Here is an 18,173-nt window from a genome sequence, read left to right as displayed (position 1 = left end):
GGCACATCGAGCCGATGAAGGGCAGGAACGAAATGAGCGTCAACACCCAGGACATGGAGATCGTCCACCGCGCCTTCCGTCGCGAGTCGCGGCTGCTGATGGAGCTCGTCGCGGCGGCCGCCCCGGGTGACACCGCTCGCGCCAAGGTGATCGCCGACCACTTCCGCGACTACCGGCTGGGACTGAAGAACCACCACGAGGGCGAGGACGAGCTGCTGTGGCCGCCGCTGCTGTCCCGGGTGGACCTGCAGGCCGACATCGTGCTGCGCATGGAGGCCCAGCACGAGCGCGTCGCGGCCACGCTGACCAGGCTGGACGCGGCGGTCCCGGCGTGGGAGGCCGCCGCCGGGGCGGACGAGCGCGACACGCTCGTGGCCGCCCTGGCCGACCACCGGGCCGTGCTTCTCGAGCACCTCGACGACGAGGAGGCCACTCTCCTTCCGCTCGCGGCCGAGCACATCACCGAAAGGGAATGGGCCTCCCTGGGCGACCATCTGATGGCCAACACGCCCAAGCTCACCCTGCTCACCCTCTTCGGCCTCGTCCTGGAGGATGCGAACCCGGCCGAGCGCGCCACGCTCCTGTCCGCCCTTCCCGCTCCGGTACGCGGCATCTGGCACATCATCGGCCGCCCCCGCTACGCCCGCCACATCCGCCGCGTCCGCGCGGCCTGACCAGACCCCAGACCCCCGATCCCCACGCACGACTCACCAAGCTCACCGAAGACTCGAAGGAAGAAGAACAATGTCGCTGAAGAAGATCAACACTGTCCTGGCCGCCGCCTTCATCCTCTTCATCCTCTGGTTCGGGTCGGAGTTCATCCTGAGCCCGGAGGCGACGGCGCCGACCTTCGGCCTGCCGACCTGGCCGTCCGGCGACGGCGGCGGCTTCCTGATCGTCAAGGGAATCCGCGACGTCGTCATGGCCCTGGTCCTGGGCATCCTGCTGGTGACGGGCCACCGCCGGGCGCTGGGCTGGGCGCTGCTGGTGGAGGCCCTGGCCGCGTACGGCGACATGACCAACGTGCTGGCCCACCACGGCTCCGTGGCCACCGCGCTCGGCGTCCACTGCCTGACCGCGACACTGATGGTGGGCAACGGCCTGCTGCTGATGCGCGAGACCCGCAAGGTCGCGGCCGCTCCGGCGACGCCCGCCCCGCAGGCCGCCTGACCATCACCGGAACTCTTCAAGCGTCCCGCCCTCCACCGGCCGGTCGAGCCGGACCAGGACAGCGCGGTCAGGGCGCAGCACGGTGTTCCCCCGCATGTGTGAGAACTCGAAAAGGAAGACGACGATGACGATCGACGATGTGCGCGGTGTCCTCAAGGGGCGCGTGCTCCTGCCCGGTGATGACGGCTTCGAACAGGCGGCCACCGCGTGGAATCTGACCGTCAGGCAGCCCGTGGCGGCCGTGGTGGAGGCCGCGGATGCCGATGACGTGGCGGCGCTCGTGCGTTACGCGCGGCGGGCGGGTATGACGGTGACCGCGCAGCCGAGCGGGCATGGCGCCTCCGGTGATGTGGAAGGCCTGATCCTGCTGCGTACCGGCCTGCTGAACGAGGTGGAGGTACGCGCGCAGGAGCGCGTGGTCCGGGTGGGCGCGGGCGTGAGGTGGGGGCAGGTGCTGGCGGCGGCCGGTCCGCTCGGCCTGACCGGCCTGTCCGGCAGCGCGCCGGGCGTCAGCGTGACCGGCTACACCCTGGGCGGCGGGGTCGGCTGGTTCAGCCGCAAGTACGGCTTCGCCTCCGACAGCGTGCGGGCCATCGACATCGTGGACGCCGACGGCGAGCCGGGCCGGGTGACCGCCGAGTCCGATCCCGAGCTGTTCTGGGCGCTGCGCGGCGGTGGCGGGGACTTCGCGGTGGTGACCGCCCTCGAACTCGAGCTGTATCCCGCGCCGGTCCTGTACGGCGGGCGCGTGATCTGGCCGGAGCACCGGACCAGGGAGGTGTACGACGCGTTCCTGGAGATCACCGCCGAGGCGCCGCGTGAGCTCAGTGTCTGGATCAACCGGCTCCGACCCCCCGGCGCGCCGCCGATGGTGACGCTGGATCTGGCCTACCTGGGTGAGGCGGCTCAGGGGCAGGACCTGCTGGCGCGCCTCGACAAGATCGAGGACGTGATCTCCGACAGCCGCGGCGTCGTCCCGGTCGCCGACCTGGGTGACATCACCGCCGAGCCCACCGACCCGGCCCCATCCATCGCTCGTGCTGAGCTGCTCACCGGCCTGGACGCGGACGCGGTGGAGCTTCTGCTGGCCAAGCCGCTCGAACCGCTCATCAACGTGCAGATCCGGCACCTGGGCGGGGCGCTCGCCGAGCCGGGCGGCGGGGCCGGTGCGAGCGGCGCGGTGGCTGAGCCGTACCTGCTCGGCCTGCTGGGTCTCGGCCTGCCGCACACGGCCGATGCGACGCGCGCCAAGCAGGCCGAGGTCGTGGCCGGCCTGGAGCCCTACATCAGCGGCCGCAAGCCGTACACCCTGCTGTCCCCCGGCGAGACGGCGGCGAAGTCCTTCTCCGGCAGCGCGCTCGCGCGGCTGCGGGAGATCAAGCGCGACCGTGACCCGAACAACGTGTTCCGCGCGAACTACCCGGTGCTCGGATAGATCGGTTCCCAGCAGGTCCCGGCCCCTCCGCCCACCGGGGCGGCGGGGCCGCACCGACCCTCCGCTCCCCTCAAGGGCGTTGACGAGCCGGCGCGAACCGTCGTGATGACGCAGGATCGCTAGGCGGTGGAGGTGAGCGCGGCGGGGATCTCGGCGAAGGTCTCCTCGACCATTTTCGTCAACGTGTCGCGGCCGCCGTGGCCGCCGTGCGCCGTCCAACGCAGGGAAGCCGTCCGCCAGGCGGCGACGAAGATCTCCACGGCCAGACGGACTTCCCACTCGTCGACGCCGGTCTCAGAACGGCCGCTCACCACCTCGACCAGGGCCCGGGTGGTGTCCTGGCAGTAGCCCAGACTGTGCGCCTGCAGCGCGGGGACGGCTTCCGACAACTCCCGGGCGGTCAGGAAGCGGCGATCCCAGTCGGCGTCCATGGCGCTCAAGGTGGCGTCCAGCGCCGCGCGGAGAGCCTCGATCAGCGGGCCGTCCATCTCCTGGGCGGCCACGTAGTCCAGATAGGCCGACCACAGGTCGCTGTCGGCGGCGAGCGCGACGTCCTCCTTCGAGCGGTAGTTGCGGAAGAAGGTGCGTCTGGACACCTCCACGGCATCGCACAGATCGTCCAGGGTGGTGGCGTCGTAGCCACGCTCGGTGAACAGGCGGAGTGCGGTCTCGGCCAGAGCTCGGCGGGTGCGCAGCTTCTTGCGTTCGCGTAGCGGCAGGTCGCGCAGGTCATCCCTCACCCGAAGAGGCTAGCACGCAAGGGCGGTTGCGCTTTGACAGCTAACGCCACTGAGTGGCATTCTCCCGCCAGTGGCTGACTATGGCTGTCGAATATCCGTGAGGAGCGCGAACCCATGACCACCGATCCCCCTGCACGCTCCCGTCCGGCGATCACGCTGGTGGTGGTGCTGCTGGCCTTCGTCACCGTGCCGATGTCCATCTCCGGAGCAGCCGTGGCGTTGCCCGGCATCGGCGCGGACCTGCACACGGCAGGCGCGCCACTGCAATGGGTCATGAATGCCTACAACCTGACCTTCGCCTCGTTCATGCTGGTCAGCGGATCCACGGCCGACCTGGCAGGACGCCGCCGGACCTTCGCGGCCGGCGCGGGACTGTTCGCCATCGGCTCGCTGGCCGCGGCGGCCGCCCCCGGCATCACCCTGCTGGACCTGGCCCGCGCCCTGTCGGGCATCGGCGCGGCCGGGGTGTTCGCCAGCGGCGGCGCGATCCTGGCCACCACCTTCGACGGCGCAGCGCGCACCCGCGCGTTCGCGGCGCTCGGCAGCGCCGCCGGGCTCGGCCTGGCGGCCGGGCCGACCCTGTCGGGCTGGCTGGTCGGCGCGCTGGGCTGGCGCGCCACCTTCGGGCTGCACGCCGCCCTGGTGGCCGTGGCGCTGACCGGCGTCGGTCACATCGCCGAATCGCGTGCCGCGCAGCGTCCCCGGCTGGACGTGACCGGTGCGGCGGTGTTCGTCGCCGGCCTGGGTGCGCTGGTCCTGGGCGCGGTCCAGGGCCCGGAATGGGGCTGGGCGAGCCCCGGTGTGCCGGCGCTGCTGATCGTCGGCGTGGTGCTGCTGGTGGTCTTCGTCGTCCTGCAGGCGCGTTCCGCCGCCCCGCTCCTCGACCTGTCGCTGGTGAAGAACCGCCGATTCCTGGCGCTGTGCATGGTGCCGGTGATCTCGACGTTCGGCTTCGTGACGCTGCTGACCTACCTGCCCACCTATCTGGTGGGTGCGAGCGGGTTCTCCCCCCAGCGCGCCGGAACGGTACTGCTGCTGATGACCGCACCGGTGCTCCTGGCTCCGCCGCTGGCCGGCGGGCTGGTGAACCGGGGGGTGCCGGCCCGCGTGCTGATCACCATCTCCCTGGCGTCGTTCGCCGGCGGAAACGCCTGGCTCACCGTGATCGGCCCCTCCACTTCCGTCGCCGTCATCGCCGGGCCGCTGTTGATGGTCGGGCTGGGCGCCGGGCTGTCGTTCGGGGTGGGCGACGGGGCGGCGATGAGCCTCGTCGAGCCCGAGCAGGCCGGGATGGCCACCGGGTTTCTCAACACCATGCGCATCGGCAGCGAAGCCATCGTCATCGCCGTGTACGGCGCCGTCCTGGTCAGCCTGATCGGCACGCGCGTCGGCTCCCAGGACGTGGCCGCGAAGGTCGCCGCGGGAGACCTGACCGGCGGCGCCTTCGACACGCTGGCCGCGGGGTTCACCGGCGCCTTGCACACCACGCTGTACGGAACAGCCGCCGTATGCGTCGTCGGCACGGTGGCCATCGCCGCCGCACTGGGTCGGCCACGCCGCGACATCGCCGCAAGCCCGGCCTCCGACGATTCCCCCCAGCCCACCAAGGTCGCCTGAGCGGGCACACCTGGCCGGACCCTGCCGCGGGTGGGATCGAACCCCCGTCCCCGACCCGCGGCGGGACTCAGATCATGCGTCGTAGCGCGGTCTCCACGGCATCGATCAGCGGATCGCCTTCGGTCCGTGGGTGCCGCGCGAGACCGAGCTCGACGTCCGGCAGGGCGGGCAGGGCGTCGGCGTCGTGGCAGGCCATGGCCGGTTCGACGTTCGGGGGCATGAGCGCCGCGACGCCGAGCCCGGCCCGCACCGCGGCGAGCACGCTGACCAGGCTGTTGCTTTCGAACGCCACCCGCCAGCGCCGATCGGTGCGTTCCAGCGTCTCCAGCACGGACGTACGCCAGGAGCATGTGTTCGAGAACAGCACCACCGGCAGCGGATCGGCGGTCACGTCCACGCCCTGGCCGACCGCCCAGACCAGCGGGCGGCGCACCGTCCAGCGCGGCGGCCCGGGAAGGTCCGGCACCTCGTCGAGCACGAGTTGGATGCGGCCCGCGTCATAGGCCTCCCGTGTCGACGCCTTGGGAAGGCTGAGCACCTCCAGCGTCGTGCCGGGGTGCACATGGGCGAGGTCGGCGAGGGCCTGCGGAAGCTGGGAGGCGGCGAGGTCCTCGAGCAACCCGACGCCGCAGTGGCCGCTGAGCGCGCGCCCGGTTTCGGTGAGCGCCTGTGCGGAGAGCGCGAGAATGCGGTCGGCGTACGGCAGAAGCTCCTCCCCCGCCCGGGTCGGCGAGACGCCGGATGTCGAGCGGTGCAGCAACGGACGGCCGACCACGCTCTCGAGCTTGCGCAACTGCTGGCTGAGCGCGGGCTGGGTATGTCCGAGCGCGGTCGCGGCGCGGCTGATGCTGCCCGCCCGCACGGCGGTGACGAACGACCGTAGCAACCCGATCTCGAGGTCTCTGGCCATAAGAATTCATTATGTCAGCTGCAAAGAATTGGCCACTTCCTATGGCTCGGCCGGAGGATCTAGCGTGTCGCGGGTGACCGGATACCGACAGGTGCTCGCCGTGCCAGGGATGGCATCGCTGCTGGGCGTCTCGCTGCTCGCCCGTGCCGCGATCACGGCCGACGCGATGGCACTGGCGATGTATGTCGTGCTGGGTCTGGGCATGAGCTATGCCGCGGCGGGTGGTGTCGCGGCGGCGCTGACCGTCGGGGTGGCGCTGGGCGGGCCGCTGCTCGGCCGCCTGATCGACGTGCGGGGCCTGCGGAGCGTGCTGCTGGTAACCGTCGTCCTGCAGGTCGTGTTCTGGCTCAGCGTGCCGATCATGCCGTACGTGATCCTGCTGGGCGCCGCCTTCGTGGCCGGTCTGCTGATGGTGCCGGTCCAGCAGGTGACCAGGCAGGCGATCGCCGCGATGACGACGACGAGACAGCGCCGGGCAGCGTTCGCGCTGGAATCGGTGCAGGGCGAGCTGTCGTACATCGTGGGCCCGGCGGTGGTGATCCTGGGTGCGGCCAAGACATCCCCCGGCGTGGTGGCGTGGGGCGTCGGCGCCGCGATCGCGACCGGCGGTGCCGGCATCGCCCTGCTCGACCCGCCACTGCGGGCCGAGGGCGAGGCCGATGCCGCCACGGCCGGACGACCCCCGCGCCGGGAGTGGCTGGGCGCCGGCATGATCGCCGTACTGACGATGGCGTTCGGCACCACGACGCTGCTCGGCGGCGTCGACCTCGCCATCGTCGCCACGCTCGAAGAAGCAGGTCAGGTGTCCTGGGCCGCCGTCGTCGTCCCCGTGTTCGGCGTGGCCTCCGTCGCCGGCGGGCTCGTTTACGGCGTGCTGCCCCGGCCGATGCCCACGTGGCTGCTGCTCGGCCTGCTCGGGCTCGTGACGATTCCCGCCGGTCTTGCCCACGACTGGCCCTGGCTGTGCGTGGCCATCGTCGGCGCCGGGATTCTCACCGCGCCGACCCTTTCCACGGTGGCCGACGCGGTGAGCCGGCTGGCTCCGGCCGGCGTGCGCGGTGAGGCGACAGGACTGCAATCCTCGGCGCAGAGCGCGGGTTTCGCGCTCGGATCCCCGATCGTCGGGCTGGCGATCGACGCCTCCGTGCCGGCGGCCGGCTTCGCGGCTGCCGGGCTGGCCGGCCTCGCGGCCGCGCTGGCCGGATGCCTGCTGGCCCGCCGCTCGACCGCCCGGACGCGGTCTCGGCTCGACGATCTCGGCCGCGCCGGAGCACCGGACCTCGAGCCGTGCGAGGCCGGCACCCGACCTGGCACGTGATGACGGGCCGGCGCCTACGGCCGCGCCGCTCCGCCGGCTGTGGATGCCGGTCCCGCCGGGGCGGTGATGGAGTGCCGTACCGCCGACGTGTCCTGCGCCCCCGAAGCCGTCACGCTGCCCAGGAGCCGCAGTGCCGCCTCCGACGGCGAGCCGGGCTCGGCCGTGTAGGCGATCAGGTGCTGGCCCGAGGTGCCGGAGATGAGGAGATTCTCGAAGCTGAGTTCCATCGCACCGACCAGTGGGTGACGCAGGTGCTTCACTCCGGAGGTGCACGTGCGCACGGGGTGCCGGGCCCAGAGAGAGGCGAACTCGTCACAGTTCATGGTGAGCTGACCGACAAGCTCGGCCAGGGAGCGGTCGTCGGGGTGGCGACCGGCGACCAGGCGCAGCGCGGCCACGGCGAGTTCTGCCTGGTCGCGCCAGTTCGCGTACAACTTCCGGTACTGCTGGTCCAGGAACAGCATCCGGGTCACGTTGGGGCGGGTGGCCGGTGTGTCAGGGCTCTCGGGCGCCAGGTGTCCGGCGAGCAGCGCGTGGCCCAGGTGGTTCCATGCGAGGACGTCGTTGCGCCGGTCCAGGATCAGGGCCGGCACGTCGGTCATGGCCGCCAGCAACTGCCGGGCCGAGGCGCTGGCGTGCGTCGCCCGGGTGGGGGCGGGGCGCGACGACGCGGCGGCGGGGCGGGCGAGGTCTTTCAGGTGGACCGTCTCGTCGTCGGTGAGGCGCAGGGTGCGCGCGATCGCCTCCAGCAAGCCGTCTGAGACACCGGCGGCCCGGCCCTGCTCCAGGCGGGTGTAGTGGGTGATGCTGACGTTGGCGAGCATCGCCAGCTCCTCGCGGCGCAGCCCGGTGACCCGGCGGCGGGTCTGGTGCGGGGTGATGCCGACTTCCTCGGGACGCAGCGCGGCGCGACGCGACTTGAGGAAGTCTCCCAGCTCGGACGAGGCGCCCATTCATGCCTCCAGGTCGGCGGACTGCGACAGGTCGTGGTCACTGACTCTCCCATGATGCCCGCCGGTCCCGACGGCCGGGAGCCGTCAGGGTGGTGCTGCGATGACTACCCTCGCACTGGCTGCGCAAGGCAGGGTTCTGGCCGCGATTCCGGATGCCGAGGAGCCTTTTCCGTGACCGCACGTGACGCGACCGAGCGCGCCGCGTGTCAGGAACCATGAGGAAAGGGACTCGACGTCATGTCTGTCACTGATACGGAGGCGGCCGGTATCGCGCCCGGCCCTGCCGTCGGCACGGCACCGGCCGTGCTCACCCCCCGGCTCCGGCTGGTGCTGGTCCTTCTGCTCGCAACGCAGTTCATGCTGGCCGTGGACTTCGCCATCCTGAACGTGGCGCTGCCGGTGATCGGTGAGGGCCTGGGCTTCTCGATGGCGAACCTGCAGTGGATCGCCACCTCGTTCGCGCTGTGCGCGGCGGGCTTCACCCTGCTCTTCGGCCGGGTCGCGGACCTGTTCGGCCGCCGCCGGCTGTTCCTGTGCGGCCTCGTGGTCCTCGGCGCGGCCTCGCTCGTGGGTGGGCTGGCGCGCAACCCGGAGATGCTGATCACGGCCCGCGTCTTCCAGGGGCTGGCCACCGCCGCGGTGACCCCTGCCGGGCTGTCGCTGTTGACGACCTCGTTCCCGGAGGGCCCGTTGCGCGAGAAGGCGCTCGGCCTCAACGGGGCGCTGATGTCCACCGGGTTCACCACCGGCGCCGTCCTCGGCGGCCTGCTGACCGACCTGCTGTCGTGGCGGTGGGCGTTCTTCATCAACGTGCCCGTCGCCCTCGCCGTGCTGCTCGTCGCCCCGAGGATCATCAAGGAGTCCCGGCCCGACGAGCGCCCCAAGCTGGACGTGCCCGGCGCCGTCAGCGTCACCCTCGCCCTGCTGGCCATCGTCTTCGGGCTCACCCAGGCGGGCGAGAAGGGCTGGGGCTCGGCGGGCGCCCTGTTGTCGCTGGCGGCGGGCGTGGTGCTGCTGCTGGTGTTCTACGCCGTCGAGCGCAAGGTGTCCGCGCCGCTGGTGCCGCTCGGCGTGCTCGGCAAGCGGTCGGTGGCCTGGGGCAACGTCGCCGGTCTGATCGCCTTCCTCACCGAGACCTCCCTGGTCTTCCCGCTGACCCTCTACCTCCAGGACGTGCTCGGCTTCTCCCCGCTCGCCGCCGGCCTGTCCTTCGGCGTTCTCGGCCTGGGAACGGTCACAGGCGGCACCACGGCCCCGAAGATCATCGGGATGATCGGCAGCAAGCGGACGCTGATCCTGGGGGGCATCCTGCAGACCGTGTTCACCGCGGCCCTGCTCGGTCTCGGCGACGACCGCTCGTGGATGTGGCTCATGCTGATCGCCAGCTTCGCCGGGGGCGTCGGCAACATGCTCGTCATCGTGGGCTTCATGGTCACCGCCACCTCGGGGCTGGCCGACCACGAACAGGGCCTGGCCACCGGCCTCGCCACCGTGACCCAGCAGGTCGGCATCACGATGGGCACGCCGATCATGAGCGCCGTCGCCACCGGCTCGATGGCCGGCATCGGCGCCTCGGCCATCCTCGGCGGGCTGAAGGTGGCGATCGCGGTGAATGCCGCCATCGTGCTGGTCGGCGTCCTCACCAGCGCCCTGTTCCTGCGCGGCGCCCGGTCTACGGCCCGCTCGACGGCGCGGTGACGGCGGGCGGTACGAGCCGCCGGGGGCGCCCCCCACCTCGGCGACCGGCGCCCAGCACAGATCGCCGATGCCGGGCTGATCCGCGTCAGCCCGGCATCGGCGTTCACCTCTCGCTCTGCGCCGCGGTTCGGTCTAGCCCTGGGGCTCTTCCGCCGGGCAGCGGGTGCCCTTCGCGGGCACGGTCAGCGAGATCAGGTAGCGGTCCATGGCGGCCGTGGTGCACCGGGTCATGCCGTAGACGCCGTGTCCCCAGCCCTCGTACGTGAGCAGCGTGGCCTTGGAGCCGAGCTGGCGGGCCACGTTGGCCGACCACGCGTACGGTGTGTCGGGGTCGTGCATGGAGGTGCCCACCAGCAGCGGAGCGCTACCGGTGTACCGCAGCCGGTGCTGCGGGTTGTTGACCGGGTGGCCCTGGCAGATCGGCATGTCACCCATCGGCATGGGGTTGTACCGCATGTCCGGGGCCACCGCGTTCGAGCTGCGCATCACGCCGGCGTACTGGTTGTAGTCCCGCAGCGACAGGTTCCAGTCCTCGCAGAGGATCGCGGTGGGCAGTTCGGCGAACTCACCGTTCACGGGTCCGTTGCCGGGAGGGCCGGGCATGTCATCCGGCACCGGCCCGCCGTCCAGGGCGAGGAGCACCTCGGCCTCCTGCCGCCAGACGGGCGCCTCGTTGAGCACCACGCCCAGCCAGAGGAGGTTGTGGGCGCTCACCGGGCGGTCGGTGACGCCCGGCCAGTACAGCTCGCCGCGGTCGGCCTTCTCCAGCAGTCCCTTCCACAGCGCGCGGACGTCGCGTCCGTGCAGGACGCACTCGGTGTCCCGGGCGCACCAGGCGACGAATTCGTCGAAGCTGTCCTGGACGGTGGCTGCCTCGGTCACCTGGAACGCCTTGACGTTCAGGCTGTGGTCCATGTTGCTGTCCAGCACCATGGCCCTGATCCGGTTCGGAACAGCTCGGCGTACATCTGCTGGGCGAGCGTCCCGTAGGAGACGCCGTACGAGGTCAGCTTGTCCTCACCGAGCGCGGCGCGAATGGCGTCCATGTCACGCGCCACGTTGACCGAGTCGACGTGGTCGTACAGGGGGCCGGTGAGCGTGCGGCAGTCCGCGCGCAGCTTCTTGTCGAAGGCGACCCACGTGTCGTAGTCGGCCTGGCTGGTCATGACCGGGTACGGCATCTGGTTGTACACCGAAGCCGAGCAGGTCACCGAGCCGCTGCGGGCCACGCCACGAGGGTCGTAGCTCACGATGTCGAACCGCCGCTGGACGTCCTCGCTGAAGCCGGACGGGCGAAGGATGTCGTTCACGCCGGAGTTGCCAGGTCCGCCCGGGTTGGTCAGCAGGGACCCGATCCGCGCCGGGCGAGGGTCAGCTCGACGGTGGGCCCGTTCGGCTTGGACCAGTCGATCGGTACGGCCAGGGTGCCGCACTCGACGGTGGGCTCCTCCTCGCACGGCACCCAGGCGATGCCGCGCTTGCCGACGGCATCCGTGACGTCCTGTCCGGCGACCGTCGCGTTGGCCACCCCGGCTAACGGGGTCGTTAACAGCGTCGCCATGGCCACGAGGGCAGTGGCGAGCCGGGAAGTTCTTGACACCTTGCTCCTGTAGTCGATCGCTCCCATGGTTGATCGGCTGGCCGGGCTGCTCCTACGCCTCAGCGGCCCACGCCCATGTCGTTGACGCGCGCCTCGCCTTGATCATGACAGCCGAATCTAACAGGCGGCGGCTCCGCTGTTGACGCCGAGGCAGGGTCAACGTGAAGGACACTCACGCGCCACCATGGTCACCGGGCAGCGGGCGGGCACGCCGGCCAAGGTGGCGGCTTCTACGTGGAGCACAGGTCACCCTGATGGATGCGAACGGGGTGCCCGGCCGCACGCGGCCGCCGGGCACCGACCGGTTTCAGCACGAGCGCTGGGAGCTCGAGTTCGTGATGCAGCCATCGCAGTGGGAGGTGCCGTTCGGGGTAGTAGCAGCAGTACCTCCAGAAGTTCGCGTAGCAGCACTGGTAGCCGCAGTCGGTTGCTCGGGCCACGGTGTGCGGGGCGACCATCTCCAGGAGCCGATCGGCCAATCTGGTCATGGCATGCATGGAGCCTTCCTTTCGGTCGGTTGCCTGGTGGCCGCAGCATGCGCTATCGGTCTGAACGGTTTCTCGATGATTTCTCAATGCCCTGGCCCGTTCCCCGCACCTCCGCGAGTGCTGTCCCCGGCGAACGCGCTCGCCCTGGGCGTGGCCCGGGCTCCTCGCCGGACCGGATCCGGTCAGCCGGCGTTCGGCTGGGCGCGGCGGGCGTAGGCGCGAGCGGCGCGGGCGCGGTCGCCGCAGCGGACGGAGCACCAATGGCGGCGGCCGTGGCGCAGCAGGTAACGGTTGCAGGGAGTGGAGCCGCACGGGGTCAGGCGGTCGGCGTCGGGGCCGGTGAGCAGGTCGGCCGCGTTGGCCGCGAGCGTCGCGAGCGCGCGGTCGAGGATCTCGTTCGTGGGGCACGGCGCCGCGCGGTAGGGGCCGCGTTTCTCGTCCCAGTACAGCAGGGCGGCCGAAGGGGCCCTGCTCAGCGCGTCGTTGACGGCGGACAGGGCCGCGGGCAGGACGGGCAGGCCACCGGCCCGGGCGGCGAACAGGACCCTGAGATGTTCGCGCAGCGAGCGCAGCTGCGCCGCGCACATCTCCTGCACCCCGGCATCCTCGGGGGCGAGGCCGTGCTCCGTGAGCCACCGGTTGGCCCCACCAGGCGTGCCGAGGAGATCGACGAAATGCCCTCCGGGCAACGCGATCGCGCTGTTGACGAAGTCGAGGGCGAGGTAGTCGTCGGCGCCGGGCGCGGGCGGCAGCACAGACGCGGCGGTCAGGGGCTCGCTCATAGCTCTCATGGTACGGCTTGCATTCATCCGTGAGACACCACTACCGTCATTCACGGATAAACCCATTCTCATCCGTGAGGTCATACCTATGTCCAGCACCACCGCCGACCACATGCCCGTCCGCGTTCTCGGCGGCCCGACCGCCCTGTTCGAGTACGGCGGCCTGCGCTTCCTGACCGACCCGACCTTCGACGCCCCCGGCGACTACCAGGTGCCCGGCGGCGGGCTGACGAAGACGGCGCCACCCGCCGCCGTACCGGCCGACCTCGGCCGCGTCGACGTGGTCCTGCTCTCGCACGACGAACACCCCGACAACCTCGACCACTCCGGCCGGGCCCTGCTCGCCGACGTCCCGCTCACGCTCACCACGCCCGGCGGCGGACGACGGCTGGGCAACGGGGCCAGGGGCCTGGCCGACTGGGAGCCGATCACCCTGGACCGGCCCGGGGGCGGCACGGTCACCGTCACGGGCGTACCCGCCATCCACGGGCCCGGCGCCCGCGAGGAGGTCGAGCAGATCACCGGCCAGGTCGTCGGATTCGTCCTGACCGGTGAGGGCCTGCCCACGGTCTACGTCAGCGGCGACAACGCCTCACTCGACGCGGTCAGGCAGATCGCCGAACGCTTCGGCCCGGTCGACACCGCGATCCTGTTCGCCGGGGCTCCCCGCTTCTCCGTCCTGTTCGACGGCGCGTTGATCGTCCTCGACAGCGCGCAGGCCGCCGAAGCCTGCACGATCCTCGGCGCCCGCCGCGTGGTCCCCGTCCACTACGACGGCTGGGCCCACTTCACCGAGGGCCGGGACGAGCTCGTGGCCGCCTTCACCGCCGCCGGCCTGGCCGGCCACCTGGACCTGGGCGACCGCACGTGAGGAGCATCGTGCCCGCCCTGACCGCGGACCCCCCGCGCCTGCAGCCGCAGCGCCGCGTCCTGATCGTCCTGGTCGCCGCCCAGGTCCTCAGCGGGGCCGGGCTGGCGGCAGGCGTGACCGTCGGAGCCCTGCTCGCGCAGGACATGCTCGGCTCCACCAGCCTCGCCGGCCTGCTCAGCGCGCTGTCCACGGTCGGCTCCGCGCTGGCGGCCGTCGCGGTCGGGCGCATCTCCGACGCGCGCGGCCGGCGCCCCGGCCTCGCCGCCGGCTACCTGGCAGGCGCCGTCGGCAGCGCGGGCGTCATCGCCGCCGCCGTCACAGGCGAGCCCGTACTGCTGTTCGCCGCGATGTTCGTCTACGGCGCGGGCACCGCCACCAACCTGCAGGCCCGCTACGCCGGAGCCGACCTGGCGGCCCCCGCCCACCGCGCCCGCGCCGTGTCCACCGTGCTGGTCGCCACCACCCTGGGCGGGGTGGCCGGCCCCAACCTCGCCGCCCCCACCGGCGACCTCGCTCACACCCTCGGCATCCCCTACCTGGCCGGGCCGTTCCTGCTCGCCGGCGCCGCCTACGCGGCAGCCGCCCTGATCCTGATCGTCTGGCTGCGCCCCGACCCGCTGCTCCTGTCCCGCACCGCCCCGCCCCACCCGGAACCGGACCGGCCGCACCCGGAGGCACACCGTTCCGGTGTGCTGGCCGGCACGCTGGTCATGGTGTTCACCCAGATCGTCATGGTCGCGATCATGACGATGACACCCGTGCACATGCACGGTCACGGCCACGGCGCCGCCGCCTCCGGGCTCGTCATCGCCATCCACATCGGCGCGATGTACCTGCCCTCGCCGGTGACGGGCTGGCTCGTCGACCGTTACGGCCGCCTCGTCGTGGCCTCCGCCTCGGCGCTGGCCCTGCTCGCCGCCGGCATCGTCGCCGCCATCGCCCCGGGCGAATCCGTCACCCTGTACGCGGTCGCCCTGGCGCTGCTGGGCCTGGGCTGGAACCTCGGCCTCGTCACCGGCACCGCGATCATCACCGACACCGTGCCGCCGGCCACCCGCGCCAGGACCCAGGGCCTGGTCGACGTCGCCATCGCCATCGCCGGCGCGACCGGCGGCATGGCCTCGGGCCTGGTCACGGCCACCGCCGGCTACCCTGCCCTCGCCCTGGGCGGCGGCATCCTGGCCCTGGCCATCGTCCCCACGGTGGTCGCGGCAGCACGCGCCCGATGACGAAGCAACCGGCGCACGGGTACCGCCTGCGGCAGAGCCTCTGCAGGTGATGGCGACGCACTCCAGGGCGTGCCCCGCGGATCTTCGCTCCACTCTACGACGGTGAAGTCGATTCGGCCTCGCTCGCTCAAGGGCAAACCGTGAGCCTTGACCCACTGACGGATCTCTGCGCTCTTCTCACGGCTCATTGCACGCTGACCGTCGCGCCCCCGCTCACGACCTCGCCGGCCCGCGACAGTCGGGTCATCATGGTGGGTAGCGGGGCTTGCCGCCCACGGCTCGACGGCGACACTCCACTCCCCGACCTGAGCAACACCAACGTGCAGGACATTTCTGGTGTCCTCGAAGTGCGCCCTGGCACGCCCGCACGACTCTTCGAAGGTCACATCGTTTCTGCTGGCGAGACGGGGGGGCGAAGCGGCTCCAGAGAGCTGTAGAGGGTGGCAGAGAGCTTGGCCAGGGCCGACTTCTGCGCATGGACGTGCGCGTCCGTCTCACGTGAGTAGCCGCGGCTGGTCTCATTGCCGTGCTCGTTCAGGATGACCGCATCGACCGAGAAGGCCGTCTGCGACGGCGGGAACTGGTCCGAGAGGTCAACCGCATGGACCTTAGTGGGCAGGTGGTGCTCTGAGCTGCGCCTCGGCGGGACGTTGATCAAGCTGCTCTGACGGCGTTCGGCGTAGGTGCCGGGTCTTGAATGGTGCGTTCGCGTCCTCCTCGCCCGTCTGATCGTCCCGTATGCCTCGGCCCACGCCGAGGCAGCAGCGGGCTTGCAACAGGCCTGCGGACCAGGGAGTTCGATTCGATCAAGGACTGAGACTACGACCCGGTCAAGCAGGTGGCGTTACCGGCGTGCCTGACGCACACAACATCTCGGCCAGGTCGTCGCGGGCCCGCATCCGGGCGGTGCTCGGTGACACCGACGCATGGCTGGAAGGCATCGCATCGTCCAAGATCGCTGACTTCGCGGGTGAGGCCGACGCCCAAGCAAGCGCATGGCTTTCTATGTCAAGCGGGGCAAAGCGGAGCTGGAGCAGATCCGTGCCCGGCAGCGCGCGACCAGTGAGCGGCTGATCGGCACCTACCGTCAGGTGCTGGAACGCTGTTCACCTACCCCATGATCCATCTCACCGCCAATAACTGTCCTGTCGTTCCTCGACCCCGGGAGTCCTCAAGTTGACCTCAACCATAGTTGAGCTTCTATGGTTACAGCAGCAAGCACCTCTCGAAAGGATCACTGCGATGGCATCTGTTCCCGAGCGCTACCGGTACGCCGCCGTTCCGCACCTCATGGTGGACGGCGCCGCAGAGGCGATACGGTTCTACGCTGAGGCATTCGGCGGCGAGGAGCTGTTCCGCATTGCCGACCCGGAAGGCCGGATTATGCATGCCGAGGTCAGCATCGAAGGTTCGATCATCATGGTCGGGGACGCGGATGGGCCCTTCAAAGCTCCTGGTGCCGCGGGTGGCTCGACAGTTGGGCTCCACATCTATGTCGATGACGTGGACGCGCTCACCGCCCAGGTCGTCCGAGCCGGCGCCGAGTTGCTCCAGCCTCCCAGCGACATGTTTTACGGAGCCCGGCAAGCCATGCTGAGAGACCCATTCGGGCATCTGTGGGTCCTTCTGACCCACACTGAAGACCTGACGTCGGAGGAGATCGCTCGCCGCGGGACCGAGCTGCTCAAGGGAGGCAGCCCACTCCTCGGCTGAATCGGCTGAACTCCACGCTGACAAGGAAGGCCTCTCCACGATGCCGACCCTAGGACGATCTACGCCACCGTGCTGCGCCTGCACCGGGCTACGCCGGCAGAGCTAGCGGAGGCGACGGATCGCCGCCGCTGAAGTCGCTGACCGCGATCCCCGGCGACCGTACGACGGCCCACTTCCGGGTGGCCCGGGGATTCGGTGTAGCCCAGCGTCAGGGACTCGTACCACCGACGCGTGTCCTCGGGGGCGACCTCCCACAGCGCATCCAGTGACAGTCCTTCGGTGTCTGATCCGGTCAGGTTCACCCGGCACGTGAACTCATGCTCGGCGAACATGCGCTCGATCAAGAACGGAGGCAGTTGCACGTCGCGATCCCTCTGCGTAGGTATGTCGACTCAGCGGCTGATCCTAGTGAGGTCGGCGTGTCATGGGTCGTTGCGCCGATGCGGGTGGTCTCACGCTGCGGTGACCCCTGACAAGCGCCGGGTTGGGCGGAGGTGGATCACAGCGCGAAGGGGGCGGGCCGGAGAGAGGAGGCGATCGCGTGGCAGGCGCCGGGGCCGTGCGCGCGGGCGACGATCCGGCCGTCCCGGACGCGGACCGCCGTCGCCGTCCGGTCCGTGACCACCGGGACCCCGGCCGCCGCCGCGCCCGTCCCGTCGCAGATGATCCGCAGCTCGGGCCACGCCCGCTCCGGGAACGCCTGGCGCAGGCAGCCGCTCACGCCGGCCAGCGCCAGCCGTGCCAGCGGCGCCAACTCGGCCGGGTCGTCGGTGACCAGGACCGCGGTCACCGGAACGCCCGGCGGCGCGGCCCGTACGGCCTCCTCGACGGCGCCCGCCTCCAGCAGGCCCAGCACCGCCACCACGCCGTCGCCCTCGGAGAACGAGCCGGGCGGCCAGGGGGCGTCGGCGGGCAGGACGCGCGGGAACACCGGCGGCGGAGCCCACCGGTCGCCCAGGTCCAGCCCCGCCAGCTCCTCGCACACCGCGACCAGGTCGAACGGCTCCACGAACCCCGGCGCGGCCGCGGCCAGCTCGCTCGCCCCCCGCAAGGTCACCAGCGCCGCCTCGGCCACCCGCACCCGCCGCCCCGCAGCGCGTTCCCGCTCGGGTGAGCCACCGCGTTCCAGCAGGTCCATGCGCTCCAGGGCCAGCCCCAGCAGCAGCGCGTCGAGACGCCGCAGCGCCGCGGTCACCGCTCGCAGCCGCTCGTCGGCGAGGATCTCCGGCATCAGGTCCACCGCCAGGCGCGCCGCCCCGCCGGAATCGTCCGGGTCGTGCGGGCCGCCGGTGACCAGCGGCAGCCGCGTCACCCACGCCCGCGCGAACGCCCCCAGTGCCTCCCGCGCCGTCCCCGCCCGGCCGGCCGGCTCCCCGGAGGGGTGGCCAACGGGCTCGGCCAGGACCGTGAAGTACAGGGCCCGCTTGCCGGGGAAGTTGGAGTAGACCGCTCCGCGCGTGAGCCCGGCCCGCTCGGCGATGCCGTCGATCGTGGCGCCCGCGAAGCCGCGCTCCGCGAACTCGCGCCGGGCGGCCTCGACCACCTTCGAGCGGTTGAGCCGTTGCAGCTCCGCCCTGCTGAGCCGGGCCATCGTCCTCCCCGTCCGCGCTGTTTGCGCCCCGTATCGAACCAAGATACCGTCGCCATTC

20 protein-coding genes are annotated in these 18,173 nt (G+C 71.3%); 10 read left to right on the top strand and 10 right to left on the bottom strand.

Annotated elements, in window-relative coordinates; translation table 11 throughout:
- The first annotated feature begins 32 nt into the window (after positions 1-32).
- The 3 genes from ABZS51_RS15305 (at position 33) to ABZS51_RS15295 (ending at position 2,605) form a co-directional block, all read left to right on the top strand.
- Positions 33-674, top strand: coding sequence for a hemerythrin domain-containing protein (locus ABZS51_RS15305; RefSeq protein WP_355440588.1), 642 nt, complete (start codon positions 33-35; stop codon positions 672-674).
- 70 nt (positions 675-744) lie between these two features.
- On the top strand, positions 745-1,170 hold the full coding sequence (locus ABZS51_RS15300; protein ID WP_355440585.1) for a DUF4267 domain-containing protein: 426 nt from the start codon (positions 745-747) through the stop codon (positions 1,168-1,170).
- A gap of 124 nt (positions 1,171-1,294) precedes the next feature.
- On the top strand, positions 1,295-2,605 hold the full coding sequence (locus ABZS51_RS15295; protein ID WP_355440583.1) for an FAD-binding protein: 1,311 nt from the start codon (positions 1,295-1,297) through the stop codon (positions 2,603-2,605).
- Positions 2,606-2,724: 119 nt separating this feature from the next.
- Here ABZS51_RS15295 and ABZS51_RS15290 read toward each other — a convergent pair whose 3' ends face one another.
- On the bottom strand, positions 2,725-3,345 hold the full coding sequence (locus ABZS51_RS15290) for a TetR family transcriptional regulator (protein WP_355440580.1): 621 nt from the start codon (positions 3,343-3,345) through the stop codon (positions 2,725-2,727).
- A 114-nt stretch (positions 3,346-3,459) separates the two neighbouring features.
- On the opposite strand from ABZS51_RS15290, the gene ABZS51_RS15285 reads away from it, so the two are divergent.
- Entirely contained in the window at positions 3,460-4,962 is a 1,503-nt protein-coding gene (locus ABZS51_RS15285; RefSeq protein WP_355440578.1) for an MFS transporter, read from the top strand.
- A gap of 67 nt (positions 4,963-5,029) precedes the next feature.
- On the opposite strand, the gene ABZS51_RS15280 is transcribed toward ABZS51_RS15285, so the two are convergent.
- A complete protein-coding gene (locus tag ABZS51_RS15280; protein WP_355440575.1) occupies positions 5,030-5,872 on the bottom strand; it encodes a LysR family transcriptional regulator in 843 nt (280 codons plus the stop codon).
- A gap of 73 nt (positions 5,873-5,945) precedes the next feature.
- On the opposite strand from ABZS51_RS15280, the gene ABZS51_RS15275 reads away from it, so the two are divergent.
- The gene (locus ABZS51_RS15275; RefSeq protein WP_355440572.1) at positions 5,946-7,190 is read left to right on the top strand and encodes an MFS transporter; all 1,245 of its coding nucleotides are present in this window, start codon (positions 5,946-5,948) and stop codon (positions 7,188-7,190) included.
- A gap of 14 nt (positions 7,191-7,204) precedes the next feature.
- Here the strand turns inward: ABZS51_RS15275 and ABZS51_RS15270 are convergent, their stop codons facing one another.
- On the bottom strand, positions 7,205-8,143 hold the full coding sequence (locus ABZS51_RS15270; RefSeq protein WP_355440569.1) for a helix-turn-helix transcriptional regulator: 939 nt from the start codon (positions 8,141-8,143) through the stop codon (positions 7,205-7,207).
- A 237-nt stretch (positions 8,144-8,380) separates the two neighbouring features.
- Here ABZS51_RS15270 and ABZS51_RS15265 point away from each other — a divergent pair, with 237 nt between their 5' ends.
- Positions 8,381-9,841 (top strand): MFS transporter, encoded by a 1,461-nt coding sequence (locus ABZS51_RS15265; RefSeq protein WP_355440566.1) that lies wholly within the window; start codon positions 8,381-8,383, stop codon positions 9,839-9,841.
- A 132-nt stretch (positions 9,842-9,973) separates the two neighbouring features.
- Here ABZS51_RS15265 and ABZS51_RS15260 read toward each other — a convergent pair whose 3' ends face one another.
- From ABZS51_RS15260 to ABZS51_RS15245, 4 genes are all read right to left on the bottom strand, one after another.
- Positions 9,974-10,774 carry an alpha/beta hydrolase gene (locus ABZS51_RS15260; RefSeq protein WP_355440563.1) on the bottom strand — a complete coding sequence of 267 codons (801 nt, stop codon included), beginning with the start codon at positions 10,772-10,774 and terminating at the stop codon, positions 9,974-9,976.
- On the bottom strand, positions 10,741-11,151 hold the full coding sequence (locus tag ABZS51_RS15255) for an alpha/beta fold hydrolase (RefSeq protein WP_355440560.1): 411 nt from the start codon (positions 11,149-11,151) through the stop codon (positions 10,741-10,743). Before ABZS51_RS15255 ends, ABZS51_RS15260 begins: the two co-directional genes overlap by 34 nt.
- 29 nt (positions 11,152-11,180) lie before the next feature.
- Positions 11,181-11,441: a hypothetical protein gene (locus tag ABZS51_RS15250; protein ID WP_355440557.1), complete on the bottom strand. Its 261-nt coding sequence runs from the start codon at positions 11,439-11,441 to the stop codon at positions 11,181-11,183.
- Positions 11,442-12,111: 670 nt separating this feature from the next.
- Positions 12,112-12,711 carry an ABATE domain-containing protein gene (locus ABZS51_RS15245; RefSeq protein ID WP_355440554.1) on the bottom strand — a complete coding sequence of 200 codons (600 nt, stop codon included), beginning with the start codon at positions 12,709-12,711 and terminating at the stop codon, positions 12,112-12,114.
- 88 nt (positions 12,712-12,799) lie between these two features.
- On the opposite strand from ABZS51_RS15245, the gene ABZS51_RS15240 reads away from it, so the two are divergent.
- Together ABZS51_RS15240 and ABZS51_RS15235 are read left to right on the top strand one after the other, a co-directional pair.
- Positions 12,800-13,582, top strand: a complete 783-nt coding sequence (locus ABZS51_RS15240) for an MBL fold metallo-hydrolase (RefSeq protein WP_355440551.1) — start codon at positions 12,800-12,802, stop codon at positions 13,580-13,582.
- An 8-nt stretch (positions 13,583-13,590) separates the two neighbouring features.
- On the top strand, positions 13,591-14,811 hold the full coding sequence (locus ABZS51_RS15235; RefSeq protein ID WP_355440548.1) for an MFS transporter: 1,221 nt from the start codon (positions 13,591-13,593) through the stop codon (positions 14,809-14,811).
- Here ABZS51_RS15235 and ABZS51_RS15230 read toward each other — a convergent pair.
- Both ABZS51_RS15230 and ABZS51_RS15225 read right to left on the bottom strand, forming a co-directional pair.
- Positions 14,730-15,197, bottom strand: a complete 468-nt coding sequence (locus tag ABZS51_RS15230) for a histone-like nucleoid-structuring protein Lsr2 (RefSeq protein ID WP_355440544.1) — start codon at positions 15,195-15,197, stop codon at positions 14,730-14,732. The two genes, ABZS51_RS15235 and ABZS51_RS15230, sit on opposite strands and share 82 nt — an antisense overlap.
- Entirely contained in the window at positions 15,194-15,469 is a 276-nt protein-coding gene (locus tag ABZS51_RS15225) for a hypothetical protein (RefSeq protein ID WP_355440542.1), read from the bottom strand. The genes ABZS51_RS15230 and ABZS51_RS15225 overlap by 4 nt, the downstream gene beginning before the upstream one ends.
- 337 nt (positions 15,470-15,806) lie before the next feature.
- Between ABZS51_RS15225 and ABZS51_RS15220 the strand changes: the two genes are divergently transcribed.
- Together ABZS51_RS15220 and ABZS51_RS15215 are read left to right on the top strand one after the other, a co-directional pair.
- Positions 15,807-15,932 (top strand): hypothetical protein, encoded by a 126-nt coding sequence (locus ABZS51_RS15220; protein ID WP_355440539.1) that lies wholly within the window; start codon positions 15,807-15,809, stop codon positions 15,930-15,932.
- Positions 15,933-16,053: 121 nt separating this feature from the next.
- Complete coding sequence (locus ABZS51_RS15215) at positions 16,054-16,524, top strand: VOC family protein (protein ID WP_355440536.1); 471 nt, start codon at positions 16,054-16,056, stop codon at positions 16,522-16,524.
- Between the two features lie 499 nt (positions 16,525-17,023).
- On the opposite strand, the gene ABZS51_RS15210 is transcribed toward ABZS51_RS15215, so the two are convergent.
- The gene (locus ABZS51_RS15210) at positions 17,024-18,115 is read right to left on the bottom strand and encodes a TetR family transcriptional regulator (protein ID WP_355440533.1); all 1,092 of its coding nucleotides are present in this window, start codon (positions 18,113-18,115) and stop codon (positions 17,024-17,026) included.
- Positions 18,116-18,173: the final 58 nt, after the last annotated feature.

The organism is Nonomuraea sp. NPDC005501 (genome assembly GCF_040605905.1).
Taxonomy (GTDB): Bacteria; Actinomycetota; Actinomycetes; order Streptosporangiales; family Streptosporangiaceae; genus Nonomuraea.
Note: the sequence above shows the minus strand (reverse complement) of the source record. Positions and strands in the feature narration are given on the sequence as shown.